Annotated in this window: 15 protein-coding genes, 3 tRNA genes and 3 rRNA genes; 8 read left to right on the top strand and 13 right to left on the bottom strand. The window is 47.2% G+C overall.

Annotated elements, in window-relative coordinates:
* Window positions 1-95: 95 nt before the first annotated feature.
* Entirely contained in the window at window positions 96-986 is an 891-nt protein-coding gene (ilvY, locus tag H9L11_RS07025; protein WP_005379097.1) for an HTH-type transcriptional activator IlvY, read from the top strand.
* A 91-nt stretch (window positions 987-1077) separates the two neighbouring features.
* Here ilvY and rrf read toward each other — a convergent pair.
* From rrf to H9L11_RS06980, 9 genes are all read right to left on the bottom strand, one after another.
* Window positions 1078-1194 (bottom strand): 5S ribosomal RNA (gene rrf, locus H9L11_RS07020).
* A 94-nt stretch (window positions 1195-1288) separates the two neighbouring features.
* Window positions 1289-4179, bottom strand: a 23S ribosomal RNA gene (locus H9L11_RS07015).
* Window positions 4180-4528: 349 nt separating this feature from the next.
* Window positions 4529-4604: transfer RNA gene (locus H9L11_RS07010), tRNA-Val, on the bottom strand.
* Window positions 4605-4632: 28 nt separating this feature from the next.
* Window positions 4633-4708, bottom strand: a tRNA-Lys gene (locus H9L11_RS07005).
* A gap of 2 nt (window positions 4709-4710) precedes the next feature.
* Window positions 4711-4786, bottom strand: a tRNA-Glu gene (locus H9L11_RS07000).
* An 89-nt stretch (window positions 4787-4875) separates the two neighbouring features.
* Window positions 4876-6428: ribosomal RNA gene (locus H9L11_RS06995) — 16S ribosomal RNA — on the bottom strand.
* The 16S, 23S and 5S rRNA genes sit together here with 3 tRNA genes alongside, the layout of an rRNA operon.
* 464 nt (window positions 6429-6892) lie before the next feature.
* Window positions 6893-7420, bottom strand: coding sequence for a menaquinone-dependent protoporphyrinogen IX dehydrogenase (gene hemG / locus H9L11_RS06990; RefSeq protein ID WP_005378894.1), 528 nt, complete (start codon window positions 7418-7420; stop codon window positions 6893-6895).
* 9 nt (window positions 7421-7429) lie between these two features.
* Window positions 7430-8887: a TrkH family potassium uptake protein gene (locus tag H9L11_RS06985; RefSeq protein ID WP_005378893.1), complete on the bottom strand. Its 1458-nt coding sequence runs from the start codon at window positions 8885-8887 to the stop codon at window positions 7430-7432.
* Between the two features lie 46 nt (window positions 8888-8933).
* Complete coding sequence (locus H9L11_RS06980) at window positions 8934-9557, bottom strand: YigZ family protein (RefSeq protein ID WP_005378891.1); 624 nt, start codon at window positions 9555-9557, stop codon at window positions 8934-8936.
* A 261-nt stretch (window positions 9558-9818) separates the two neighbouring features.
* Here H9L11_RS06980 and fadB point away from each other — a divergent pair, with 261 nt between their 5' ends.
* The 3 genes from fadB (at window position 9819) to H9L11_RS06965 (ending at window position 14413) form a co-directional block, all read left to right on the top strand.
* Complete coding sequence (gene fadB, locus H9L11_RS06975; RefSeq protein WP_053304063.1) at window positions 9819-11990, top strand: fatty acid oxidation complex subunit alpha FadB; 2172 nt, start codon at window positions 9819-9821, stop codon at window positions 11988-11990.
* A gap of 14 nt (window positions 11991-12004) precedes the next feature.
* Window positions 12005-13180 carry an acetyl-CoA C-acyltransferase FadA gene (gene fadA, locus H9L11_RS06970; protein WP_006743176.1) on the top strand — a complete coding sequence of 392 codons (1176 nt, stop codon included), beginning with the start codon at window positions 12005-12007 and terminating at the stop codon, window positions 13178-13180.
* A 252-nt stretch (window positions 13181-13432) separates the two neighbouring features.
* On the top strand, window positions 13433-14413 hold the full coding sequence (locus tag H9L11_RS06965) for an MDR family oxidoreductase (protein WP_005378882.1): 981 nt from the start codon (window positions 13433-13435) through the stop codon (window positions 14411-14413).
* A gap of 52 nt (window positions 14414-14465) precedes the next feature.
* On the opposite strand, the gene H9L11_RS06960 is transcribed toward H9L11_RS06965, so the two are convergent.
* Window positions 14466-15410, bottom strand: a complete 945-nt coding sequence (locus tag H9L11_RS06960; protein WP_005378881.1) for a LysR substrate-binding domain-containing protein — start codon at window positions 15408-15410, stop codon at window positions 14466-14468.
* Window positions 15411-15578: 168 nt separating this feature from the next.
* Window positions 15579-15761 (bottom strand): hypothetical protein, encoded by a 183-nt coding sequence (locus tag H9L11_RS06955; protein WP_005378880.1) that lies wholly within the window; start codon window positions 15759-15761, stop codon window positions 15579-15581.
* Between the two features lie 133 nt (window positions 15762-15894).
* Between H9L11_RS06955 and tusA the strand changes: the two genes are divergently transcribed.
* The gene (gene tusA / locus H9L11_RS06950) at window positions 15895-16143 is read left to right on the top strand and encodes a sulfurtransferase TusA (RefSeq protein WP_005378879.1); all 249 of its coding nucleotides are present in this window, start codon (window positions 15895-15897) and stop codon (window positions 16141-16143) included.
* 44 nt (window positions 16144-16187) lie between these two features.
* Here the strand turns inward: tusA and H9L11_RS06945 are convergent, their stop codons facing one another.
* The gene (locus H9L11_RS06945) at window positions 16188-16448 is read right to left on the bottom strand and encodes a hypothetical protein (RefSeq protein WP_005378878.1); all 261 of its coding nucleotides are present in this window, start codon (window positions 16446-16448) and stop codon (window positions 16188-16190) included.
* Between the two features lie 160 nt (window positions 16449-16608).
* Window positions 16609-17163: a TMEM165/GDT1 family protein gene (locus tag H9L11_RS06940; protein WP_005378877.1), complete on the bottom strand. Its 555-nt coding sequence runs from the start codon at window positions 17161-17163 to the stop codon at window positions 16609-16611.
* A 484-nt stretch (window positions 17164-17647) separates the two neighbouring features.
* Between H9L11_RS06940 and glyQ the strand changes: the two genes are divergently transcribed.
* The 3 genes from glyQ (at window position 17648) to H9L11_RS06925 (ending at window position 22947) form a co-directional block, all read left to right on the top strand.
* The gene (gene glyQ / locus H9L11_RS06935; protein WP_005383818.1) at window positions 17648-18565 is read left to right on the top strand and encodes a glycine--tRNA ligase subunit alpha; all 918 of its coding nucleotides are present in this window, start codon (window positions 17648-17650) and stop codon (window positions 18563-18565) included.
* A gap of 13 nt (window positions 18566-18578) precedes the next feature.
* On the top strand, window positions 18579-20645 hold the full coding sequence (gene glyS / locus H9L11_RS06930; RefSeq protein WP_205391068.1) for a glycine--tRNA ligase subunit beta: 2067 nt from the start codon (window positions 18579-18581) through the stop codon (window positions 20643-20645).
* 217 nt (window positions 20646-20862) lie between these two features.
* Entirely contained in the window at window positions 20863-22947 is a 2085-nt protein-coding gene (locus H9L11_RS06925; protein WP_205391067.1) for an alpha-amylase, read from the top strand.
* Window positions 22948-23030: the final 83 nt, after the last annotated feature.

The raw sequence follows: 23030 nt of genomic DNA, 5'->3' as shown, positions 1-23030 counted from the left end.
CGAATAACTTCATACTAAAACAGACATGAGATTGCTTAAAGTGATATATTCACAATTAGTTATTGCAATTTATGCAACATGGAAATGAAAATTTAATGAATATCAAAAGCCTGCAACTTTTCATTCATCTCTGTGAGAGTAAAAGTTTCGCCAAGACCGCAGCGGCAATGCATATTAGCCCTTCAGCCTTAAGCCGACAGATACAAAAATTAGAGGAGGAAACCAGCCAACAATTGTTTTTACGCGACAACCGTAGCGTTGATTTAACTATCCAAGGTAAAAAGCTAGTCCCAGTTGCCTTAAAGATTCTTGGCGAATGGCAGCAGTATCAGAGTCACCTGAAAGGAACCGAGGATGAATTGAAAGGAGAAATCCGTCTCTTTTGTTCTGTTACTGCAAGCTACAGCCATCTTCCGGAGCTAATCTCTGACTTTCGTATTCAGAACCCTTTCATTGAGTTCAAACTATCAACCGGCGATCCAGCTCAAGCGATCGACAAAATACTAGCAGATGAAGCCGATATTGCCATATCAGCCAAGTCAGAACAGATGCCAAATAAAATCGCATTTGAAACGATCAGTGAAATCCCACTTTCTGTCATCGTACCTGTTGGGGTTAGTGCGTTTGCTGAAGAGCTACAAAAAGAAAAACCAGACTGGTCGGTCATTCCATTCATACTCCCAGAAGCAGGAACGGCAAGGGACAGGGCCAATACTTGGCTCAAACAAATGAAAATAAAGCCAAAGATCTACGCACAAACCTCCGGACATGAAGCCATCGTAAGTATGGTTGCATTGGGGTGTGGAGTAGGTATCGCACCTGATGTTGTAATCAACAACAGTCCGGTAAGAGAAAAGATAAATCGTTTAAAAGTCTTACCAATTAAACCTTTTAAACTTGGTGTTTGCTGCAACAAAACTCAGCTGGAGAATCCGCTTGTTAAAGCCTTTTGGAAGGTTGCAGAGAGCAAGTATATCGCACCTTAGATGAACACTTTTTAGGTATAAAGTGAGCTAATTTTAAAACTCTATAGATGCAAAAAAGCCCGCTCTTTCGAGCGGGCTTCTTAAATTTAAAGCCTGGCGATGTCCTACTCTCACATGGGGAAGCCCCACACTACCATCGGCGCTATTTCGTTTCACTTCTGAGTTCGGCATGGAAATCAGGTGGGTCCAAAACGCTATGGTCGCCAAGCAAATTCTTTAATTCGGAAAGCTGTTTTTTTAATTCTCGTTCTTACACATTCAATGTTCTTTCATTGAGTCCATCAAAACCCCTTGGGTGTTGTATGGTTAAGCCTCACGGGCAATTAGTACAGGTTAGCTCAACGCCTCACAACGCTTACACACCCTGCCTATCAACGTCGTAGTCTACGACAACCCTTTAGGATACTTAAAGTATCAGGGAGAACTCATCTCAAGGCTCGCTTCCCGCTTAGATGCTTTCAGCGGTTATCGATCCCGAACTTAGCTACCGGGCAATGCGTCTGGCGACACAACCCGAACACCAGAGGTTCGTCCACTCCGGTCCTCTCGTACTAGGAGCAGCCCCTTTCAATTCTCCAACGCCCACGGCAGATAGGGACCGAACTGTCTCACGACGTTCTAAACCCAGCTCGCGTACCACTTTAAATGGCGAACAGCCATACCCTTGGGACCGACTTCAGCCCCAGGATGTGATGAGCCGACATCGAGGTGCCAAACACCGCCGTCGATATGAACTCTTGGGCGGTATCAGCCTGTTATCCCCGGAGTACCTTTTATCCGTTGAGCGATGGCCCTTCCATTCAGAACCACCGGATCACTATGACCTGCTTTCGCACCTGCTCGAATTGTCATTCTCGCAGTCAAGCGGGCTTATGCCATTGCACTAACCTCACGATGTCCAACCGTGATTAGCCCACCTTCGTGCTCCTCCGTTACGCTTTGGGAGGAGACCGCCCCAGTCAAACTACCCACCAGGCACTGTCCGCAACCCCGATAAGGGGTCGACGTTAGAACATCAACACTACAAGGGTGGTATTTCAAGGACGGCTCCACGCAATCTAGCGACTGCGTTTCAAAGCCTCCCACCTATCCTACACATGTAGGGTCAATGTTCAGTGCCAAGCTGTAGTAAAGGTTCACGGGGTCTTTCCGTCTAGCCGCGGGTACACTGCATCTTCACAGCGATTTCAATTTCACTGAGTCTCGGGTGGAGACAGCGTGGCCATCATTACGCCATTCGTGCAGGTCGGAACTTACCCGACAAGGAATTTCGCTACCTTAGGACCGTTATAGTTACGGCCGCCGTTTACCGGGGCTTCGATCAAGAGCTTCGACCGAAGTCTAACCCCATCAATTAACCTTCCGGCACCGGGCAGGCGTCACACCGTATACGTCATCTTGCGATTTTGCACAGTGCTGTGTTTTTAATAAACAGTTGCAGCCACCTGGTATCTGCGACTCTCAATAGCTCCATCCGCGAGGGACTTCACCGTCGAGAGCGTACCTTCTCCCGAAGTTACGGTACCATTTTGCCTAGTTCCTTCACCCGAGTTCTCTCAAGCGCCTTGGTATTCTCTACCCGACCACCTGTGTCGGTTTGGGGTACGATTCCTTACAATCTGAAGCTTAGAGGCTTTTCCTGGAAGCATGGCATCAATGACTTCACTACCGTAGTAGCTCGACGTCGTGTCTCAGCCTTAGAAAGAGCCGGATTTACCTAACTCTTCAGCCTACGCACTTGAACCTGGACAACCGTCGCCAGGCCCACCTAGCCTTCTCCGTCCCCCCATCGCAATTGTAAGAAGTACGGGAATATTAACCCGTTTCCCATCGACTACGCCTTTCGGCCTCGCCTTAGGGGTCGACTTACCCTGCCCCGATTAACGTTGGACAGGAACCCTTGGTCTTCCGGCGAGGAGGTTTTTCACCCCCTTTATCGTTACTCATGTCAGCATTCGCACTTCTGATACGTCCAGCATGCGTTACCACACACCTTCAACCGCTTACAGAACGCTCCCCTACCCAATATACAAAAGTATATTGCCGCAGCTTCGGTTTACTACTTAGCCCCGTTACATCTTCCGCGCAGGCCGACTCGACCAGTGAGCTATTACGCTTTCTTTAAATGATGGCTGCTTCTAAGCCAACATCCTGGCTGTCTGAGCCTTCCCACATCGTTTCCCACTTAGTAGTAATTTGGGACCTTAGCTGGCGGTCTGGGTTGTTTCCCTCTCCACGACGGACGTTAGCACCCGCCGTGTGTCTCCCGGATAGTACTTACTGGTATTCGGAGTTTGCAAAGGGTTGGTAAGTCGGGATGACCCCCTAGCCTTAACAGTGCTCTACCCCCAGTAGTATTCGTCCGAGGCGCTACCTAAATAGCTTTCGGGGAGAACCAGCTATCTCCAGGTTTGATTGGCCTTTCACCCCTAGCCACAAGTCATCCGCTAATTTTTCAACATTAGTCGGTTCGGTCCTCCAGTTGATGTTACTCAACCTTCAACCTGCCCATGGCTAGATCACCTGGTTTCGGGTCTATATCCAGAGACTGAACGCCCAGTTAAGACTCGGTTTCCCTACGGCTCCCCTAGATGGTTAACCTTGCCACTGAATATAAGTCGCTGACCCATTATACAAAAGGTACGCAGTCACAGGACAAAGCCTGCTCCTACTGCTTGTACGTACACGGTTTCAGGTTCTATTTCACTCCCCTCACAGGGGTTCTTTTCGCCTTTCCCTCACGGTACTGGTTCACTATCGGTCAGTCAGTAGTATTTAGCCTTGGAGGATGGTCCCCCCATATTCAGACAGGATATCACGTGTCCCGCCCTACTCGATTTCACTGAACACACGTCGTCAACTACGGGACTATCACCCTGTATCGTCGGCCTTTCCAGGCTGTTCGTCTAACGCGTGTAAAGCTTAAGGGCTAGTCCAATTTCGCTCGCCGCTACTTTCGGAATCTCGGTTGATTTCTTTTCCTCGGGGTACTTAGATGTTTCAGTTCCCCCGGTTCGCCCTGTTGAGCTATGTATTCACTCAACAGTAATACCTTATGGTATTGGGTTTCCCCATTCGGAAATCCCAGACTCAAATGGTTTTTACTACCTAATCTGGGCTTATCGCAAGTTAATACGTCCTTCATCGCCTCTGACTGCCAAGGCATCCACCGTGTACGCTTAGTCACTTAACCATACAACCCGAAGGAGTTTCGAGTTGATGTTCAAATCACCAAAGTTGTCTCTCATTATTTGAATGAGCGAGAGACATTTCGATTTTGCCGGACTCAATTTCGAATAATCACTGTAAAGTGATATTCCCAAGAACACTTGAATGTGTTTTTTGGTGTTTGTCTTAAAGACAAACATTGAGAACTTTACAAACAATCTTAAAGATTGTTTTGTCAGCTTTCCAAATTGTTAAAGAGCTATGTTGCTTCACAAGGAAGTTACATTTTCTAAAGACTTTCAGAATCAAAAATACCAACCAGTATCAATTGCTTGTTCTGGTTTGGACGTTTTATTCCAAAAATACTTAGAGAATGGTGGGCGATACCGGGCTCGAACCAGTGACCCCCTGCTTGTAAGGCAGGTGCTCTCCCAACTGAGCTAATCGCCCACATTGTTTTGATTTCCGTGGAAGGAAATGGTGGGTCGTGCAGGATTCGAACCTGCGACCAATTGATTAAAAGTCAACTGCTCTACCAACTGAGCTAACGACCCAATGGTATCCCGTAGGGGAGTCGAACCCCTGTTACCGCCGTGAAAGGGCGGTGTCCTAGGCCTCTAGACGAACGGGACACTAAGTGAACATCTTGGGGGATGTTCTATCTCTTAAACTTCATAAACCGTATCAATCTGTGTGAACACTCATCGCAATAATCATCGTATAAGGAGGTGATCCAGCGCCAGGTTCCCCTAGCGCTACCTTGTTACGACTTCACCCCAGTCATGAACCACAAAGTGGTAAGCGTCCCCCCGAAGGTTAAACTACCTACTTCTTTTGCAGCCCACTCCCATGGTGTGACGGGCGGTGTGTACAAGGCCCGGGAACGTATTCACCGTGGCATTCTGATCCACGATTACTAGCGATTCCGACTTCATGGAGTCGAGTTGCAGACTCCAATCCGGACTACGACGCACTTTTTGGGATTCGCTCACTCTCGCAAGTTGGCCGCCCTCTGTATGCGCCATTGTAGCACGTGTGTAGCCCTACTCGTAAGGGCCATGATGACTTGACGTCGTCCCCACCTTCCTCCGGTTTATCACCGGCAGTCTCCCTGGAGTTCCCGACATTACTCGCTGGCAAACAAGGATAAGGGTTGCGCTCGTTGCGGGACTTAACCCAACATTTCACAACACGAGCTGACGACAGCCATGCAGCACCTGTCTCAGAGTTCCCGAAGGCACCAATCCATCTCTGGAAAGTTCTCTGGATGTCAAGAGTAGGTAAGGTTCTTCGCGTTGCATCGAATTAAACCACATGCTCCACCGCTTGTGCGGGCCCCCGTCAATTCATTTGAGTTTTAATCTTGCGACCGTACTCCCCAGGCGGTCTACTTAACGCGTTAGCTCCGAAAGCCACGGCTCAAGGCCACAACCTCCAAGTAGACATCGTTTACGGCGTGGACTACCAGGGTATCTAATCCTGTTTGCTCCCCACGCTTTCGCATCTGAGTGTCAGTATCTGTCCAGGGGGCCGCCTTCGCCACCGGTATTCCTTCAGATCTCTACGCATTTCACCGCTACACCTGAAATTCTACCCCCCTCTACAGTACTCTAGTCTGCCAGTTTCAAATGCTATTCCGAGGTTGAGCCCCGGGCTTTCACATCTGACTTAACAAACCACCTGCATGCGCTTTACGCCCAGTAATTCCGATTAACGCTCGCACCCTCCGTATTACCGCGGCTGCTGGCACGGAGTTAGCCGGTGCTTCTTCTGTCGCTAACGTCAAATGATAGTGCTATTAACACTACCACCTTCCTCACGACTGAAAGTGCTTTACAACCCGAAGGCCTTCTTCACACACGCGGCATGGCTGCATCAGGCTTGCGCCCATTGTGCAATATTCCCCACTGCTGCCTCCCGTAGGAGTCTGGACCGTGTCTCAGTTCCAGTGTGGCTGATCATCCTCTCAGACCAGCTAGGGATCGTCGCCTTGGTGAGCCCTTACCTCACCAACTAGCTAATCCCACCTAGGCATATCCTGACGCGAGAGGCCCGAAGGTCCCCCTCTTTGGCCCGTAGGCATCATGCGGTATTAGCCATCGTTTCCAATGGTTATCCCCCACATCAGGGCAATTTCCTAGGCATTACTCACCCGTCCGCCGCTCGACGCCGTTATCGTTCCCCGAAGGTTCAGATAACTCGTTTCCGCTCGACTTGCATGTGTTAGGCCTGCCGCCAGCGTTCAATCTGAGCCATGATCAAACTCTTCAATTTAAGATTTTGTTTGGCTCAATGAATACTGAACATTACATAAGTAATGTTTGAATTGACTGTGCTGAATCTTTCGATTCAATGGTCACTTCGTTTCATTGAAACCTAATTTGAAGCCGAAGCTTCTAATTGGATTATCATCAACGAGTGCCCACACAGATTGATAGGTCTATATTGTTAAAGAGCTTTCCTGTTGAGCTTTGCTCAAAACAGGACGGCCATTTTAGCGAGTTAAAGTTTAGTGTCAATCACTTTTTCAAACTTTCTTCAAGCGTTTCCGCTTGGCTAATTTGGCTTGCTAACTTGGCTTCTTACTTTCGAAACTTAAGCTTCGAAGCGTTGCCGTGTCAGCGAGGTGGCATTATAGAGATTGCGATCACATTGGCAAGCCCTTTTTCTCGTTTTTTTTGATTTTTTTATCGTTCGGATAAATTTGCATCAAAAGCGGTCAAAAGAGCACGTTATTTCTACAGTTCTCTGAATTTATCTGCGAAAAGAGCCACTTTTTCCCAATTGGTGTACTCCACCTCTTTGGTCGTATCAGTTTCGCCACCCGTCATCGACATAATGAACCTAATCATAGTTCTGTCGAACCAGCTGTAACGTGGGTAATAAAGTGCACCAGCAAAAACACCGATTAGCGTTGGTTTCCAAGGCGACTTAATTAGGAACTTGCGAATGTAAGCACTACCTTCAGGTGTATCCTTTCCTTGGTCCTCTTTACGAGCGGTTAGGTTTACGCAGAAAAATGCCACTTTATTTTGCTCCAATTGATTGAGGTTTCGCTCAATAAACTGGTATAGCTTTTTATTAAGATGGCCATAGCGAATAGAGGCGCCTATCAATACTCTGTCGTATTGGCTGAAGTCAATCGTCTCGACATTATGTAAATCCACCAGCTCACAATCGAAGTCTGGAAGTTGTTCATCTATATAGTGGAGAATTTTTTTAGTCTGCCCTTCGCGGGAAGAGTATAGAAATAATGCTTTTGCCACGATTTCCCCTTAGCTACGCCAAAACGTCGGCGTAAGTAGAATAAGTAAGGTAAAGATTTCCAAACGACCAAACAGCATAGAAACTATCAATACCCATTTTGCTTTGTCGTTAACATCACCAAAGTGCAGCGCTACTTCTCCCAAGCCAGGACCGAGGTTGTTCAGAGTCGCAGCCACCGCCGAGAACGCACTGAGCTCATCCATTCCTGTTGCAATCAACCCCAACATACAAACCACAAATACCAATGCGTATGCGGAGAAGAAGCCCCAAACCGCATCGACAACACGTTGCGGTAGGGCACTGCCACCTACTTTGATGGTGTAAACCGCGCGTGGATGGACTAAACGTTTTAGTTCACGCGCACCTTGTAAGGTAAGAAGCAGGATACGGATCACTTTCATGCCGCCGCCTGTTGAACCAGCACAACCACCTATAAAGGAAGAGAACAATAACAGCACAGGTAAGAAGAGCGGCCAATCCGCAAAACCTGTTGTCGTAAAGCCCGCTGTTGTGGATATTGATACGGTTTGGAACAGAGCCTGATCGAAAGCATCGTATGTCGATGTGTAAGAGTGATGTTTCAGTAATAATAGAAAGCAAATGATAAATAGCAGCACTTGAATAAACAAGAAGGCGCGAAACTCAGGATCTTTCCAGTAATACTTGGGATGTACGCCACCTGATGCAAATGCAGCAAAGTGCAGTGTGTAATTACATGCAGATATAAGCAGAAAAACCACCGTAATCAGGTTAATCGCGTAACTATCAAAGTATCCGATGCTGGCATCGTGGGTAGAGAAGCCACCAATGGCAATGGTGGAAAAGCTGTGACTGATGGCATCAAATGGCGTCATACCAGCTAACCAAAAAGCCGAAGCACAGGCGATAGTCAGACTCAAATAGATGTACCAAAGCGCCTTAGCAGTTTCTGCTATGCGCGGCGTCACTTTAGTATCCTTGACTGGACCTGGGATCTCGGCGCGGTAAAGCTGCATACCACCGATGCCAAGTACTGGCAAAATCGCCACCGCTAATACGATGATTCCCATACCGCCGAACCACTGCAGTAACTGTCGATAGAATAGAATCGCTTTAGGTAACTCATCCAAACCAACAATAACGGTCGCCCCGGTCGTCGTGAGAGCAGAAAACGATTCAAAAAACGCATCTGTCACTGAGACGTTCGGATTGTCAGCAATGAGAAAGGGGATCGAGCCTGCACTGCCAAGTACTGTCCAGAATAAGACGACAATAAGAAAGCCATCTCGAGCTTTAAGCTCGTGCTTATACCTGCGGTTTGGGTACCAACAAACGGCCCCACAAAACAGCAGAACAAAAAATGTCGTGACAAAAGGCACACCAGCACCATCTCGATAGATCAGCGCAACGAGTGCTGGCGCAAGCATAGTGACACTAAAGAGTGCGAGCAGTAGCCCGACGATTCGAATAATTGAACGAAATTGCATGGATAAATTGACTAGCGAAGCTGTCCCTGTTGCTTCCTGTTTTTCATTATTGTCCGTCTAGCGGAGTGACAATTGCCTTTGCCCCGCTTTTATTGATGATTGCTTGGGTAAACGCGCTCACTTCTCGAAGCTCAATTTCCACCACTAATACGACCTGATCGCTGTATTCAGCCTCGACTTCTATCGCACCAAATTGCGGCATGATTGATTGTGCGATCGGCATAAACCCATAGTCTAACGTTAGTCTGAGCTTTGTGGTTATTTTTTTCTCAATAGTTTGAAGCAGCTTGAGCGCTTGTTGAACCCCACCCCCATACGCTTTAACCAAGCCGCCTGTACCTAACTTGATTCCACCAGAGTATCGCGTGACCACAGCCGTGATCTCCCCCACCCCAGATCCAGACAGCTGCGCCAGGATTGGTTTGCCTGCTGTTCCGGACGGCTCCCCATCATCACTAAAGCCCCATTTCATTGAATCTTCCGGGCGACCAGCAACAAAGCCCCAACAGTTATGTCTGGCATCAGCGTGTTTAGCTTTGATTTGATCAACAAATGCTTTTGCTGCTTCGATACTTGGCGTGTGTGCCAAATAAGTAATGAAGACGCTCTTTTTAATTTCTTCTTCAAATTGAGCGGGCTCTGCTGGAATCAGATAAGGCTTGTCATTCATAGGATTATGGATTCAGGTCTATTTGCCTGAAGTCTATCACGAGTGTGATTTACCCGTCGCATAAGATCTGCCACAGCGCACAATGTTAAACACTTGTTTAAAAAATGTATTGAAATTAGACAATCCACGATCCAAACTAACTTTACTGGTCAAACCAGAACAAAAATAAAACGACTTCCTCGATACCTATTTGCCGAGGTACACGGCGTCGTTGAAATAGGTATACAGACAATCCACGATTGTATGTCATGGAGATAGACAATGATTTACCAAGCCGAAACCCTACAGGTAAAGGAAATACAAGATGGTATTGCAGAGCTAAGCTTCTGCTCTCCAAAATCCGTCAACAAACTCGACCTAGCGACATTGGAATCGCTAGATAAAGCTCTTGATGCGCTCATTGCCCATCAAGGCCTCAAGGGGTTGTTGCTCACTTCAGATAAAGACGCATTCATTGTAGGCGCAGACATTACCGAGTTTTTAGGTCTGTTTGCTAAAACGGATGCCGAGCTCGACCAATGGCTGCAATTTGCTAATAGCATCTTTAACAAATTAGAAGACTTACCCGTTCCGACCATTTCAGTGATCAAAGGCCACGCTCTTGGTGGCGGTTGTGAATGTGTGCTAGCAACAGACATGCGTATTGGTGACAAAACCACCAGCATCGGCCTACCAGAAACGAAACTGGGAATCATGCCAGGCTTTGGTGGTTGTGTACGCTTACCTCGCGTTATTGGCGCAGACAGCGCAATGGAAATCATCACCCAAGGTAAAGCATGCCGAGCTGATGAAGCATTGAAAATTGGCTTACTCGATGCAGTTGTAGAGACTGATGCTTTATACGAATCAGCACTACAAACTCTTAACTCTGCAATTAACGAGAAACTTGACTGGCAAGCACGCCGAGCACAGAAAACATCTCCGCTAACGCTGAGTAAGCTTGAATCAATGATGAGCTTCACCATGGCGAAGGGTCTGGTGGCACAAAAAGCAGGTCCTCACTACCCTGCCCCAATGACAGCCGTTATCACGATTGAAGAAGGTGCTCGCTTTGCACGTAATGAAGCGTTAGACATTGAACGTAAGCACTTCGTGAAATTGGCTAAATCGGAAGAAGCAAAATCACTCGTTGGCCTATTCCTTAATGATCAATACATCAAAGGCATTGCGAAAAAAGCAGCGAAGTCAGCAAGTAAAGACACGCAACGTGCAGCCGTATTAGGTGCAGGTATCATGGGTGGCGGCATTGCTTACCAATCAGCGCTAAAAGGTGTGCCAGTCTTGATGAAAGACATCGCACAAGCGTCGCTCGACCTAGGCATGACTGAAGCATCTAAGCTGCTGAATAAACGCTTATCTCGCGGTCGCATTGATGGCTTTAAGATGGCGGGTATTTTAGCGTCAATCACACCGAGCTTACATTACGCAGGTATTGAAAACTCTGATGTGGTTGTTGAAGCTGTCGTTGAAAACCCGAAAGTAAAAGCAGCAGTTTTAAGTGAAGTTGAATCCCATGTCGGTGACGACACCGTTATCACCTCAAACACCTCGACGATTCCTATCAACCTATTGGCAAAATCACTAAAACGCCCAGAAAACTTCTGTGGTATGCACTTCTTCAACCCAGTGCATCGTATGCCTCTTGTTGAGATCATCCGTGGTGAGCACACCTCTGATGAAACCATCAATCGTGTTGTGGCGTATGCTGCAAAAATGGGCAAATCACCAATTGTCGTTAATGACTGCCCAGGGTTCTTCGTTAACCGCGTATTGTTCCCATACTTTGGCGGCTTCAGCATGCTACTTCGTGATGGTGCTGACTTTACGAAAATCGACAAAGTCATGGAGCGTAAGTTTGGCTGGCCGATGGGACCGGCGTACTTGCTTGACGTAGTCGGCATTGATACCGCGCACCACGCACAAGCTGTGATGGCTGACGGTTTCCCTGAGCGTATGGGTAAACAAGGTCGTGATGCGATTGATGCACTGTTCGAAGCAGACAAATATGGTCAGAAAAATGGTAATGGCTTCTACAGCTACACCATAGATAAAAAAGGTAAGCCGAAGAAAACCTTCTCCGAAGCGATCTTACCGGTACTTGCTGACGTTTGTGCCGATAAGCAGGACTTTGACGATCAGACCATCATTCAACGTATGATGATTCCAATGATCAACGAAGTGGTGCTGTGCCTACAAGAAGGCATCATCGCGACTCCGCAGGAAGCAGATATGGCATTGGTTTATGGTCTTGGTTTCCCTCCATTCCGCGGTGGCGTATTCCGCTATCTAGACAGCGTGGGTATTGCTGAATACGTTGAAATGGCAAAACAACACGCCGAGCTAGGTGCGATGTACCAAGTACCGCAAATGCTGATTGATATGGCGGCGAAAGGTGAAAGCTTTTACGGTGCACAACAGCAAGGTTCTATCTAAGGAGGGATTCTAAAATGACTAATCAAACAAGAAATGTTGTCGTAGTCGATTGTCTACGTACTCCAATGGGTCGCTCTAAAGGTGGTGCTTTCCGTCATACACGAGCAGAAGATCTATCTGCGCGCCTAATGAAAGGCATTCTTGCGCGTAACCCACAAGTGAACCCAAGCGAGATTGAAGACATCTACTGGGGCTGTGTACAGCAAACACTAGAGCAAGGCTTTAACGTTGCACGTAATGCCGCGCTACTCGCGGGCCTGCCGATTGAAATTGGCGCCGTGACGGTGAACCGCTTGTGTGGTTCATCAATGCAAGCGCTTCACGACGGTACACGTGCCATCATGACTGGCGATGCTGAAATCTGCCTAATTGGTGGCGTTGAGCACATGGGGCATGTGCCAATGAACCACGGTGTAGACTTTCACCCAGGTATGTCAAAGAACGTAGCAAAAGCTGCGGGCATGATGGGCTTAACGGCTGAAATGCTTGGTAAATTACATGGCATTAGCCGTGAGCAACAAGACGAGTTTGCCGCTCGCTCTCACGCTCGTGCGCACGCAGCAACCGTAGAGGGTCGTTTTAAAAACGAAATTCTACCAATTGAAGGCCACGCCGCTGACGGCACCCTGTTCACTCTAGATTACGATGAAGTGATTCGCCCTGAAACATCCGTTGAAGGTCTATCTCAACTTCGCCCAGTGTTCGACCCTGCAAACGGTACAGTAACAGCCGGTACATCATCGGCTCTGTCCGATGGTGCATCAGCGATGTTGATCATGAGTGAAGAGAAAGCTAATGAACTTGGCTTGAAGATTCGTGCACGTATTAAAGGCATGGCCATTGCGGGCTGCGATCCTTCTATTATGGGTTACGGTCCTGTACCTGCGACGAAAAAAGCGCTCAAGCGTGCCGGTCTTTCAATTGAAGACATGGATGTGGTTGAGCTAAACGAAGCATTTGCCGCGCAGTCTCTGCCGTGTGCTAAAGACTTAGGCCTGCTTGATGTTATGGATGAGAAGGTCAACCTTAACGGTGGTGCGATAGCATTGGGTCATCCACTAGGCTGTTCTGGTTCACGTATCTCAACAACGTTGATCAACCTAATGGAAGCGAAAGACGCGAAATACGGTCTGGCCACCATGTGTATCGGTTTGGGTCAGGGCATTGCGACAGTATTTGAACGACCATAACAGTTCAAGACGTTGTTGTAGTGATCGAGCCAACAATCATAAGCAAATGAACTAGTACTAAAATTTTTAGTATTACACTTAAGGGCGACAATTGATGTCGCCCTTTTTGTTTTACATCAAACATGCATGAAGAGCATACATTAAATGCTCAAGTTTCATTTTATTCATAGACAAAGAAGACATACACTTAGACCAGTTGATATCTTGCTGCATGTGACCCAGAGTCATGCTACCGCACAATCGGAGAACCTTATGTTTAATGCTCTAGTTCTAAATCAAGAAGACAAACGTACTATCGCTAACATCGAGCAAATCGATGAAACACAACTGCCTGAAGGCGACGTTCTGATTGACGTTGATTACTCATCGTTAAACTACAAAGACGGCCTTGCGATCACAGGTAAAGGTAAAATCATCCGTAACTTCCCGATGGTGCCAGGTATTGACTTAGCAGGTACGGTAGTAAGCTCAGAAGACGACCGCTACCAAGCTGGTGACAAAGTTGTCCTTACTGGCTGGGGCGTGGGTGAAAACCACTGGGGTGGTATGTCTCAGCGTGCTCGTCTAAAAGCAGATTGGCTAGTACCACTACCAAAAGGTCTAGATAGCAAGAAAGCAATGATGGTTGGTACTGCTGGTTTCACAGGCATGCTATGTGTTCAAGCACTGCTTGATGCAGGCATCAAACCTGAAAATGGTGAAATCCTTGTAACTGGCGCAAGTGGCGGTGTAGGCTCAGTCGCAGTAACGCTTCTAGCACAGCTTGGCTACAAAGTTGCTGCAGTGACAGGTCGTGTAGAAAAAAATGGCCCGCTACTTGAAAAACTAGGTGCTAGCCGCATCATCGACCGTACTGAATTTGAAGAACCAGCACGTCCACTTGAAAAGCAAGTATGGGCAGGTGCGGTTGATACTGTAGGCAGCAAAGTACTGGCTAAAGTATTGGCGCAAATGGATTACAACAGTGCAGTTGCAGCTTGTGGTCTTGCAGGTGGTTTTGATCTACCAACCACAGTGATGCCGTTCATCCTACGTAATGTTCGCCTACAAGGTGTGGACTCAGTAATGTGCCCAACAGAGAAACGTATCGCTGCATGGGAAAAGCTGGTCGAGCTACTACCAGACAGCTACTTCGAGCAAGCGTGTACTGAAGTTGCTCTTGCTGAAGCACCGAAATATGCAGAAGACATCACCAACGGTCAAGTAACGGGTCGTGTGGTTATCAAGCTATAAACACTGACTCAGTGTAAACAGACGAAGAGCCGGCATTGCTGGCTCTTTTTTGTTAGCAGTTCAGTCCCATATCTTCGATACGTTTAGCTATCAGACGGCTACACTCTTCACGCACAATCGTTCTTAACCATTCTTGAGCGGGAGAATGCTCGCAACGCGCATGCCAAATCATCGAGTATTCAAACGGCGTGAATTGGAATGGTAACGGTTTCACCACCAAGTCATAACGCTCGGCAACCAGATACGCCAAGTCCGCTGGCACTGTGATGATAATTGGCAAGGTATCCATGATCGCCAATGCGGCTTCTAAATGATAAGCCCGCAGAACCATTTTACGCTTAGGTTTCTCCATCAAAGCTTGTTCGATCAGTGCCTTAACACCATCACTGATGGCGATCATGGCATGTGGATGACTCAGATAATCATCCAAGCTCATTTCTTTATCCGCTAATGGATGCTGTTTTGAAAGCATACACAGCACCCCCACTCGCCCCAACACTTCACTGCGTAGAGGCTCCACTGGGCCTGTCGGGCGACAAATCGCTAAGTCTGCACCTTCATATGTTAATTGATCAGATAAGCGGTCGTGTTGCAGTGGCAAGAAGTTAAACGACACATTCGGCGCTTCTTGGTAAATTCTCGGCAAAGCGAACGGTAAGATCGTTTGCATGGCATAGTCGGTGGTCACGATGTTGAAAGTCTGCACGCATTGCAATGGGTCAAACTCAACCGGAGATAACAACTGACGTAAAGACTCTAATGGCTCGCCCAATGAGCGATCGATCTCTAACGCTTTCTGAGTTGGGATCAAATGCTGTCCCTGACGAGTAAACAGCGGATCTCCCAATAAGTCACGCAGACGACCAAGCACACGACTCATTGCCGATTGACTCAAGTTCAGACGTGTTGCCGCCTTACTGACACTGTTTTCTTCTATCAGTACTCGCAACGCAACCAGTAAATTTAAATCTCGGCGATAGATGTCTTCCAGTTCCACGAATTAGCCACTTATTTTGTATGTGTTTGGGTAAATTGTACTCTTTAGGCAAAAAAAATCCCGCCTTTCAGCGGGGAAGCCCAAGAAAAATGGGGATAGTGTCGGAATGAAGTGTCGGTAAAAAATAGGTGAGCGTTATTAAAAGCATTCTGATCCAAGCAAGAAGCGCTAATTTTCTTGCTCAGATGCACCAGACCATCTGCGCATCTCGATCCAAATCCCAATAATAGTGGCAACCATGCCTACAAGAGGCGTCAAAGAGGTGTCAGCTGGCGTCCTGAGTACCAATGCACAAAACGAGATAAAACACAGCACTGAGTAAATCGTAAGTCTGTCTAACGCTGTTAACATTGCCTCTCCCTTGCCAGTTGTTACCAAATTGTTAATTCAAGGTAAAACAAAAAATTCGGTTTGCCAAGTGGTTATTGAATATTTTTTCAACGAAAGTAAAATTCAACGCTCAGTTAGTTACGAGAATCACACTATGAGCTTTAATCCTGAACTGGCAAACAAGACATTAGAGGCGGAAGGACTGCGCTGCCCAGAGCCAGTGATGATGGTCAGGAAGACAATTCGCAACATGCAAGATGGTGAGATTTTGCTGGTCAAAGCAGACGATCCATCCACGACTCGAGACATTCCGAGTTTCTGCCGCTTTATGGACCACCAATTAGTTGCGGCGCAAACGGAGCAAGTTCCGTATCAGTACCTGATCAAGAAAGGATTGGAATAATCTGGTCGAACTAAAAACGGCAGCCTATATTGGCTGCCGTTTGTTTATTCGTCGTATTCGAGTGTGCGAACTTCTGATTGGAGCTTGTTAAGTTGTTTCTTCATTGCCCGCATCTCTTCATGCATAGGAATGATGTGAGCGACACGAATCCACGCTTCTACTGTCAATCCAGTAAGAACGAACGATCCTGCTACAATCGGTAACCACATATCAGTTAGCACCATCGCTAGTAAACACAGCGCTAAACCAAAAGTGAATAAATAACTCTGACTCTTCGGGGACATCCCCATGTAACGTGTAAGCATAAACTTGCCCTCTCGCTATCATTCACACCATTAAACTACCATGACAAGTATGACACTTATATGTCATCCGTCACGCAACGGAACGATTTAGAGTCAGAGTTTGAACTCGCGCAGCACGCCACTAATGATTGATAACTCACATCATTTCACGTGCAAAAAATCAGAACAGTGCAGCCCCTATTGCCAGAGCAATAAACAAAAATGCGGTGATTTTACGGATCAGCCCTAAAGGCATCTTGTCGGCCGACAATTTACCAATCAGGACCACAGGAACATTCGCCAGCAGCATACCGATTGTGGTACCGATAATCACCAAACTTAACGCATCCGCGTATTGCGCCCCTAAGATGGAAGTGGCGATCTGAGTTTTATCGCCTATCTCCGCAACGAAGAACGCGATAAAGCTGGCAATAAATGGGCCTCGATTAGAAATCTGTTCGTCATCATCCAGTTTGTCCGGGATCAGAACCCAAGCCGCCATCGCGACAAAACTGACCACCAGCACCCACTTTAAAATCTCAGGTGATAGATAGTCTGCGACAACCACACCTAACCATGCAGCCAAAGCGTGGTTGGCAATAGTTGCCAAAAAGATTGCTGCAATAATTGGGATTGGTTTTCGGTAACGACTTGCGAGTAATAGAGATAGCAATTGGGTCTTATCGCCAATTTCTGCTAACGCTACAGTAGTAATTGAAATAGCTAAAACGCTCACGACATGCTCATTGGGGCAGGGATTATTATTTTTAACCGAAGACAAACCTCACGCCCCTACCCCGGTTCGTGATGATTTGTCTAAGGTCTTGCTAAACTTGAAAGGCTTCAAGTCTCGAACGCCATGGTGATTTTGCACCAATTATGTTGACGGACGAACCAGATGAAACAGAAACTTCATCAGGTAAGCTACTCCCCAAAGACAGGCGCAATTCTAGCCACCTTTGTTGCGCTTCTCAAGAGCCAAAGCAGGCAAAAACTCCCTTTTAGGAAAAATACAGCAGATAACGCGGTAAAAATTCATTAAAGGAGAAAATCGCCCACGAATTAATCAAGATTAGCTCTACTCCCATGCTCAATATCTGGTTATACTAGATTGTTAATTTATTCAACCGTAATTACTCTTTATCGCCGTTGTTAGAGTTGAAAAACTCGGCATAGATGACGAATTAACGAGTAACAAGAGAATCGCGCGAACCTGACTTATGCAAAAATACGATATCAAAACCTTCCAGGGAATGATCCTCGCGCTGCAGGATTATTGGGCTCAAAATGGTTGTACCATTGTTCAACCGCTAGATATGGAAGTGGGTGCGGGTACCTCTCACCCAATGACCTGTCTACGAGCGCTTGGCCCAGAGCCAATGTCGACAGCTTACGTACAACCTTCACGTCGTCCTACTGATGGCCGTTACGGTGAAAACCCTAACCGTCTTCAGCACTACTACCAATTCCAAGTAGCGCTAAAACCATCGCCTGACAATATTCAAGAGTTGTACCTTGGCTCCCTTGAAGTTCTTGGTATTGACCCTCTTGTACACGACATCCGTTTCGTAGAAGATAACTGGGAAAACCCAACACTAGGCGCATGGGGTCTGGGCTGGGAAGTTTGGCTAAACGGCATGGAAGTGACTCAGTTTACTTACTTCCAGCAAGTTGGTGGTCTTGAGTGTAAGCCAGTAACTGGTGAGATCACTTACGGTATCGAACGTCTAGCAATGTACATCCAAGAAGTAGACTCTGTTTACGACCTAGTTTGGAACATCGCACCAGACGGCAGCAAAGTGACTTACGGTGACATCTTCCACCAAAACGAAGTAGAGCAATCAACTTACAACTTCGAGCACGCAGACGTTGAATTCCTATTTGGCTTCTTCGAACAGTGTGAAAAAGAGTGTAAAGAGCTGCTTGAGCTTGAAAAGCCACTGCCACTACCTGCTTACGAGCGCATTCTAAAAGCGGGTCACGCATTCAACCTACTAGACGCACGTAAAGCGATCTCAGTAACTGAACGCCAACGTTACATCCTACGCATCCGCAACCTGACGAAAGCAGTTGCAGAAGCATACTACGCATCGCGTGAAGCTCTTGGCTTCCCAATGTGTAAGAAAGAACAAGCGTAAGGGGTAGAGTAACATGGCAAAAGAATTTCTAATCGAGCTAGGTACAGAAGAGCTACCACCAACGCAACTTCGCACTCTAGCTGAAGCATTCGCAGCAAACTTCGAAGCAGAACTAAAAGGCGCTGAGCTTGCTCACGAAGGCGTGAAATGGTTCGCGGCACCTCGTCGTCTTGCACTTAAAGTGGCAGCACTAGCAGACAGCCAGTCTGACAAAGTTGTTGAGAAGCGTGGTCCTGCGGTTTCTGCAGCATTTGACGCGGAAGGCAACCCAACAAAAGCGGCTCAAGGCTGGGCACGCGGTTGTGGCATCACGGTTGACCGAGCAGAGCGCATGGTAACAGACAAAGGTGAATGGCTACTGTTCAAACAAGAAGTGAAAGGTCAGCCAACGTCTGAGATCGTAGTTGAACTTGCAGCGAAAGCACTAGCAAACCTACCTATCGCAAAACCAATGCGTTGGGGTAACAAAACGACTCAATTTATCCGTCCAGTTAAGACGCTAACCATGCTAATGGGCAGCGACCTAATCGAAGGCGAGATCCTTGGTGTCGCTTCAGACCGCACTATCCGTGGTCACCGCTTCATGGGTGAGCAAGAGTTCACTATCGATTCTGCTGAGCAATACCCTGCGATTCTAGAAGAGCGCGGTAAAGTAATGGCAGATTACGAAGCGCGTAAAGCAATCATCCTAGCTGACGCACAAAAAGCGGCAGCAGCGGTTGGCGGTATCGCTGATCTAGAAGATGACCTAGTAGAAGAAGTAACGTCTCTGGTTGAATGGCCAGTAGTACTAACAGCGAAGTTTGAAGAAGAGTTCCTAAAAGTGCCTTCTGAAGCGTTGGTTTACACCATGAAGGGTGACCAGAAGTACTTCCCTGTCTACGATGAAAACAAGAAGCTACTACCTAACTTCATCTTCGTATCGAACATCGAATCAAAAGAGCCTCGTTACGTAATCGAAGGTAACGAGAAAGTGGTTCGTCCTCGTCTTGCTGACGCAGAGTTCTTCTTCAACACAGACCGTAAGCGTCCGCTTATCGACCGTCTGCCAGAACTAGAACAAGCGATCTTCCAAAAGCAACTGGGTACGATCAAAGACAAAACAGACCGCATCACTGAACTTGCTGGCTACATTGCTGAGCAAATCGGTGCTGACGTTGAGAAGTCAAAGCGTGCTGGTCTACTAGCAAAATGTGACCTAATGACCTCAATGGTATTCGAATTCACGGATACTCAAGGCGTTATGGGTATGCACTACGCTCGCCACGACGGTGAAGCAGAAGAAGTTGCAGTAGCACTGAACGAGCAATACATGCCTCGTTTCGCAGGTGATGAACTGCCATCAAACGGTGTTTCAACTGCAGTTGCAATGGCAGACAAGCTAGACACTATCGTAGGTATCTTCGGTATTGGTCAAGCGCCTAAAGGCAGCGATCCATTCGCACTACGCCGCGCATCTCTAGGTGTACTACGTATCATCGTTGAATACGGCTACAACCTAGATCTTGTTGACCTAGTAGCGAAAGCGAAGTCACTGTTCGGCGACCGCCTAACCAACGACAACGTTGAACAAGACGTTATCGAGTTTATGCTTGGTCGTTTCCGTGCTTGGTACCAAGACGAAGGCTTCAGCGTAGACATCATTCAAGCGGTTCTAGCTCGTCGTCCGACGAAACCAGCAGACTTCGACCAACGAGTTAAAGCGGTTTCTCACTTCCGTGAACTAGAAGCAGCAGAGTCTCTAGCAGCAGCGAACAAACGTGTAGGTAATATCCTAGCGAAATTCGACGGCGAACTAGCAGCAGACATCGACCTAGCACTTCTACAAGAAGACGCAGAGAAAGCACTAGCAGAAAGCGTTGAAGTAATGACTGAAGCGCTAGAGCCAGCATTTGCTACAGGTAACTACCAAGAAGCCCTAAGCAAGCTAGCTGACCTACGTGAACCAGTTGATGCGTTCTTTGATAACGTAATGGTAATGGCAGACGACGAAGCACTTAAGAAGAACCGTCTGACACTACTGAACAACCTGCGTAACCTGTTCCTACAGATCGCAGACATTTCTTTGCTTCAAAAGTAATTCATTACTCTTCGAAGTGATTAAGAAATAAGTAAAAGGGAAGCAGATGCTTCCCTTTTTTGTTGCCTTCAAACCGATGAAGGTGACGCTTATTATTCATTTTGTGAACAAGACTAAAATTTGTAGGGTGAGACGCGTTTAACTTGTTGGTATAGAGCTCGGATTGTAGAGGCACAGTTTTGCTATAACTGGACTGTTTATTCGGGGGAAGGACACAATGAAAAAAACAATTCTCGCACTCTCTATCGGTCTACTGAGCGCCTGCAGCCAGATTCCAGAAAATGCCATCGTATTAAGCGTTGGTGATGATACCGCTGTTTTTGAGGAAAACTCACAGGGCTTACTTGTCGCCGAGCAAAAACTCGAAAAAGGCAGCTACACCTTTACCATTGCCGACAGTAATCAAAGCTGTGGAAGTAGCTTTGCCCTAGCAGAAGAAGATCGCATTAAGTTCAATCGTCCATTAAAAATGGATAATTGCGCCACTGATGCACAAATGCCGCTGCGCATCTTCAAAGCCAATACCTATCAATTTACGCTCAATCCAACCACCAACGAACTGACGGTAAAAATTAAACCAAAACAAAGTCAGGACATCACCTACTCTTGCCCTGTCGCAACTGACACGCCAAAAACCATCAACGTTGCTCAAACCTTTAATGATGGCGCTGTCGTTCGTGATGCCTTAACCGAACAAGAAACCACTGTCGCCAATGGCAGCGTCACCATGCAACCGGGTCCTATGAGCCAAGGTCTATTGCTGCTAGAAGAAGTTGAACAGCAAGCCGACAAACCGTTCAGCTGGGATAACGCAACAGTGTACTTCGTCATGACTGACCGCTTCTACAATGGCAACCCTGACAACGACAACAGCTACGGTCGCAGTAAAGACGGAAAATATGAGATTGGTACCTTCCACGGTGGTGACTTAGCGGGTCTGACGAAAAAACTCGATTACATCGAATCACTTGGTGTGAATGCTATCTGGATAACCTCACCACTGGAACAAATCCACGGCTGGGTTGGCGGCGGCGATAAAGGCGACTTTAAGCACTACGGCTACCACGGCTACTACCATCAAGACTGGACCAAGCTTGATGCCAACATGGGTACCGAAGATGAACTCAGAACCTTCGTCGATACCGCCCACAAGAAAGGTATCCGCGTGATTTGGGATGTGGTCATGAACCACACAGGTTATGCAACATTAGCAGACATGCAGGAATTCGGATTTGGTCAGCTTTACCTTGATGACCAAGAAGCCAAAGAAGTCCTTGGTGAAAAATGGACCGACTGGCAGCCAAAATCAGGACAAAGCTGGCACAGCTTCAACGATTACATCAAATACGGTGATAGCGAAGCGTGGGATAAATGGTGGGGCAAAGATTGGATCCGCACCGACATTGGTGACTACGATGCTCCGGGCTACAACGACATCACCATGTCTTTGAACTACCTACCGGATCTAAAAACCGAATCGACTCAGAAAACCGGACTACCAAACTTCTTCCGCAATAAAGACACCAATGCGCAAGATGAGCTGCAAACCCCACGTGAACACCTGATTACCTGGTTATCCGATTGGGTACGTGACTACGGCATTGACGGCTTCCGTGTCGACACCGCAAAACACGTTGAAATGGAAGCGTGGGCAGAGCTGAAAGCCAGCACCACCCAAGCGCTTGCCCAGTGGAAGCAAAACAACCCGGACAAAGCCTTGGATGACTTACCTTTCTGGATGACGGGTGAAGTGTGGGCACACAGCGTGGTGAAAAGCCCGTATTTCGATAACGGCTTCGATTCCATCATCAACTTCGAGTTCCAATCTGACGTAGCACCAAAAGCGCTGAAGTGTTTCGCTCAACTTGATAATGATTACCGCCGCTATGCAGAACGCATCAATACCGATCCTGAGTTCAACGTGTTGAGCTACCTATCTTCACACGATACACAGCTGTTTTGGTCAGCGCGCAGTCGCAGCTTTGATGACCAAGCACGTGCCGCGAATGCTCTGATGCTGGCTCCCGGTGCAGTACAAATCTATTACGGTGATGAGATAGCTCGTGATTTTGGCATTACTGGTTCAGACGCCCACCAAGGCACACGCTCAGATATGCCATGGGATAAGATTCATGGCGAGCGAGAAGATCTACTGAAACATTGGCAAAAGTTGGGTGAATTCCGTAAACGCCACCCAGCAGTTGCTCAAGGTAAGCACATCACTCGCAACCAAGAAGGTTACTACGCGTTTGAACGCCAATACCAAGACGACAAGGTGTTGATTGTTTACACCGGTGAGTAAATCACACTCTCTCCACCAGCAAGGGAAGCATAAGCTTCCCTTTTTTATTGTTCTTTTTGCCCTTTTGTCTCGTTCCTCTGGTC

This window comes from Vibrio sp. sp1 (genome assembly GCF_016920955.1).
GTDB classification, from domain to species: domain Bacteria; phylum Pseudomonadota; class Gammaproteobacteria; order Enterobacterales; family Vibrionaceae; genus Vibrio; species Vibrio alginolyticus.
The sequence above is the reverse complement of the archived record's forward strand: the minus strand, read 5'-3'. Positions and strand labels throughout refer to the sequence as shown.

Excerpts from the sequence above, each read along its gene's own strand:
- fadB (WP_053304063.1), top strand. The coding sequence starts at position 9,819 with ATGATTTACCAAGCCGAAACCCTACAGGTAAAGGAAATACAAGATGGT.
- H9L11_RS06945 (WP_005378878.1), bottom strand. The coding sequence starts at position 16,448 with ATGCTTACACGTTACATGGGGATGTCCCCGAAGAGTCAGAGTTATTTA.
- glyS (WP_205391068.1), top strand. The coding sequence starts at position 18,579 with ATGGCAAAAGAATTTCTAATCGAGCTAGGTACAGAAGAGCTACCACCA.
- H9L11_RS06955 (WP_005378880.1), bottom strand. The coding sequence starts at position 15,761 with ATGTTAACAGCGTTAGACAGACTTACGATTTACTCAGTGCTGTGTTTT.
- tusA (WP_005378879.1), top strand. The coding sequence starts at position 15,895 with ATGAGCTTTAATCCTGAACTGGCAAACAAGACATTAGAGGCGGAAGGA.
- H9L11_RS06980 (WP_005378891.1), bottom strand. The coding sequence starts at position 9,557 with ATGAATGACAAGCCTTATCTGATTCCAGCAGAGCCCGCTCAATTTGAA.
- H9L11_RS06985 (WP_005378893.1), bottom strand. The coding sequence starts at position 8,887 with ATGCAATTTCGTTCAATTATTCGAATCGTCGGGCTACTGCTCGCACTC.
- H9L11_RS06925 (WP_205391067.1), top strand. The coding sequence starts at position 20,863 with ATGAAAAAAACAATTCTCGCACTCTCTATCGGTCTACTGAGCGCCTGC.
- fadA (WP_006743176.1), top strand. The coding sequence starts at position 12,005 with ATGACTAATCAAACAAGAAATGTTGTCGTAGTCGATTGTCTACGTACT.
- glyQ (WP_005383818.1), top strand. The coding sequence starts at position 17,648 with ATGCAAAAATACGATATCAAAACCTTCCAGGGAATGATCCTCGCGCTG.
- ilvY (WP_005379097.1), top strand. The coding sequence starts at position 96 with ATGAATATCAAAAGCCTGCAACTTTTCATTCATCTCTGTGAGAGTAAA.
- H9L11_RS06965 (WP_005378882.1), top strand. The coding sequence starts at position 13,433 with ATGTTTAATGCTCTAGTTCTAAATCAAGAAGACAAACGTACTATCGCT.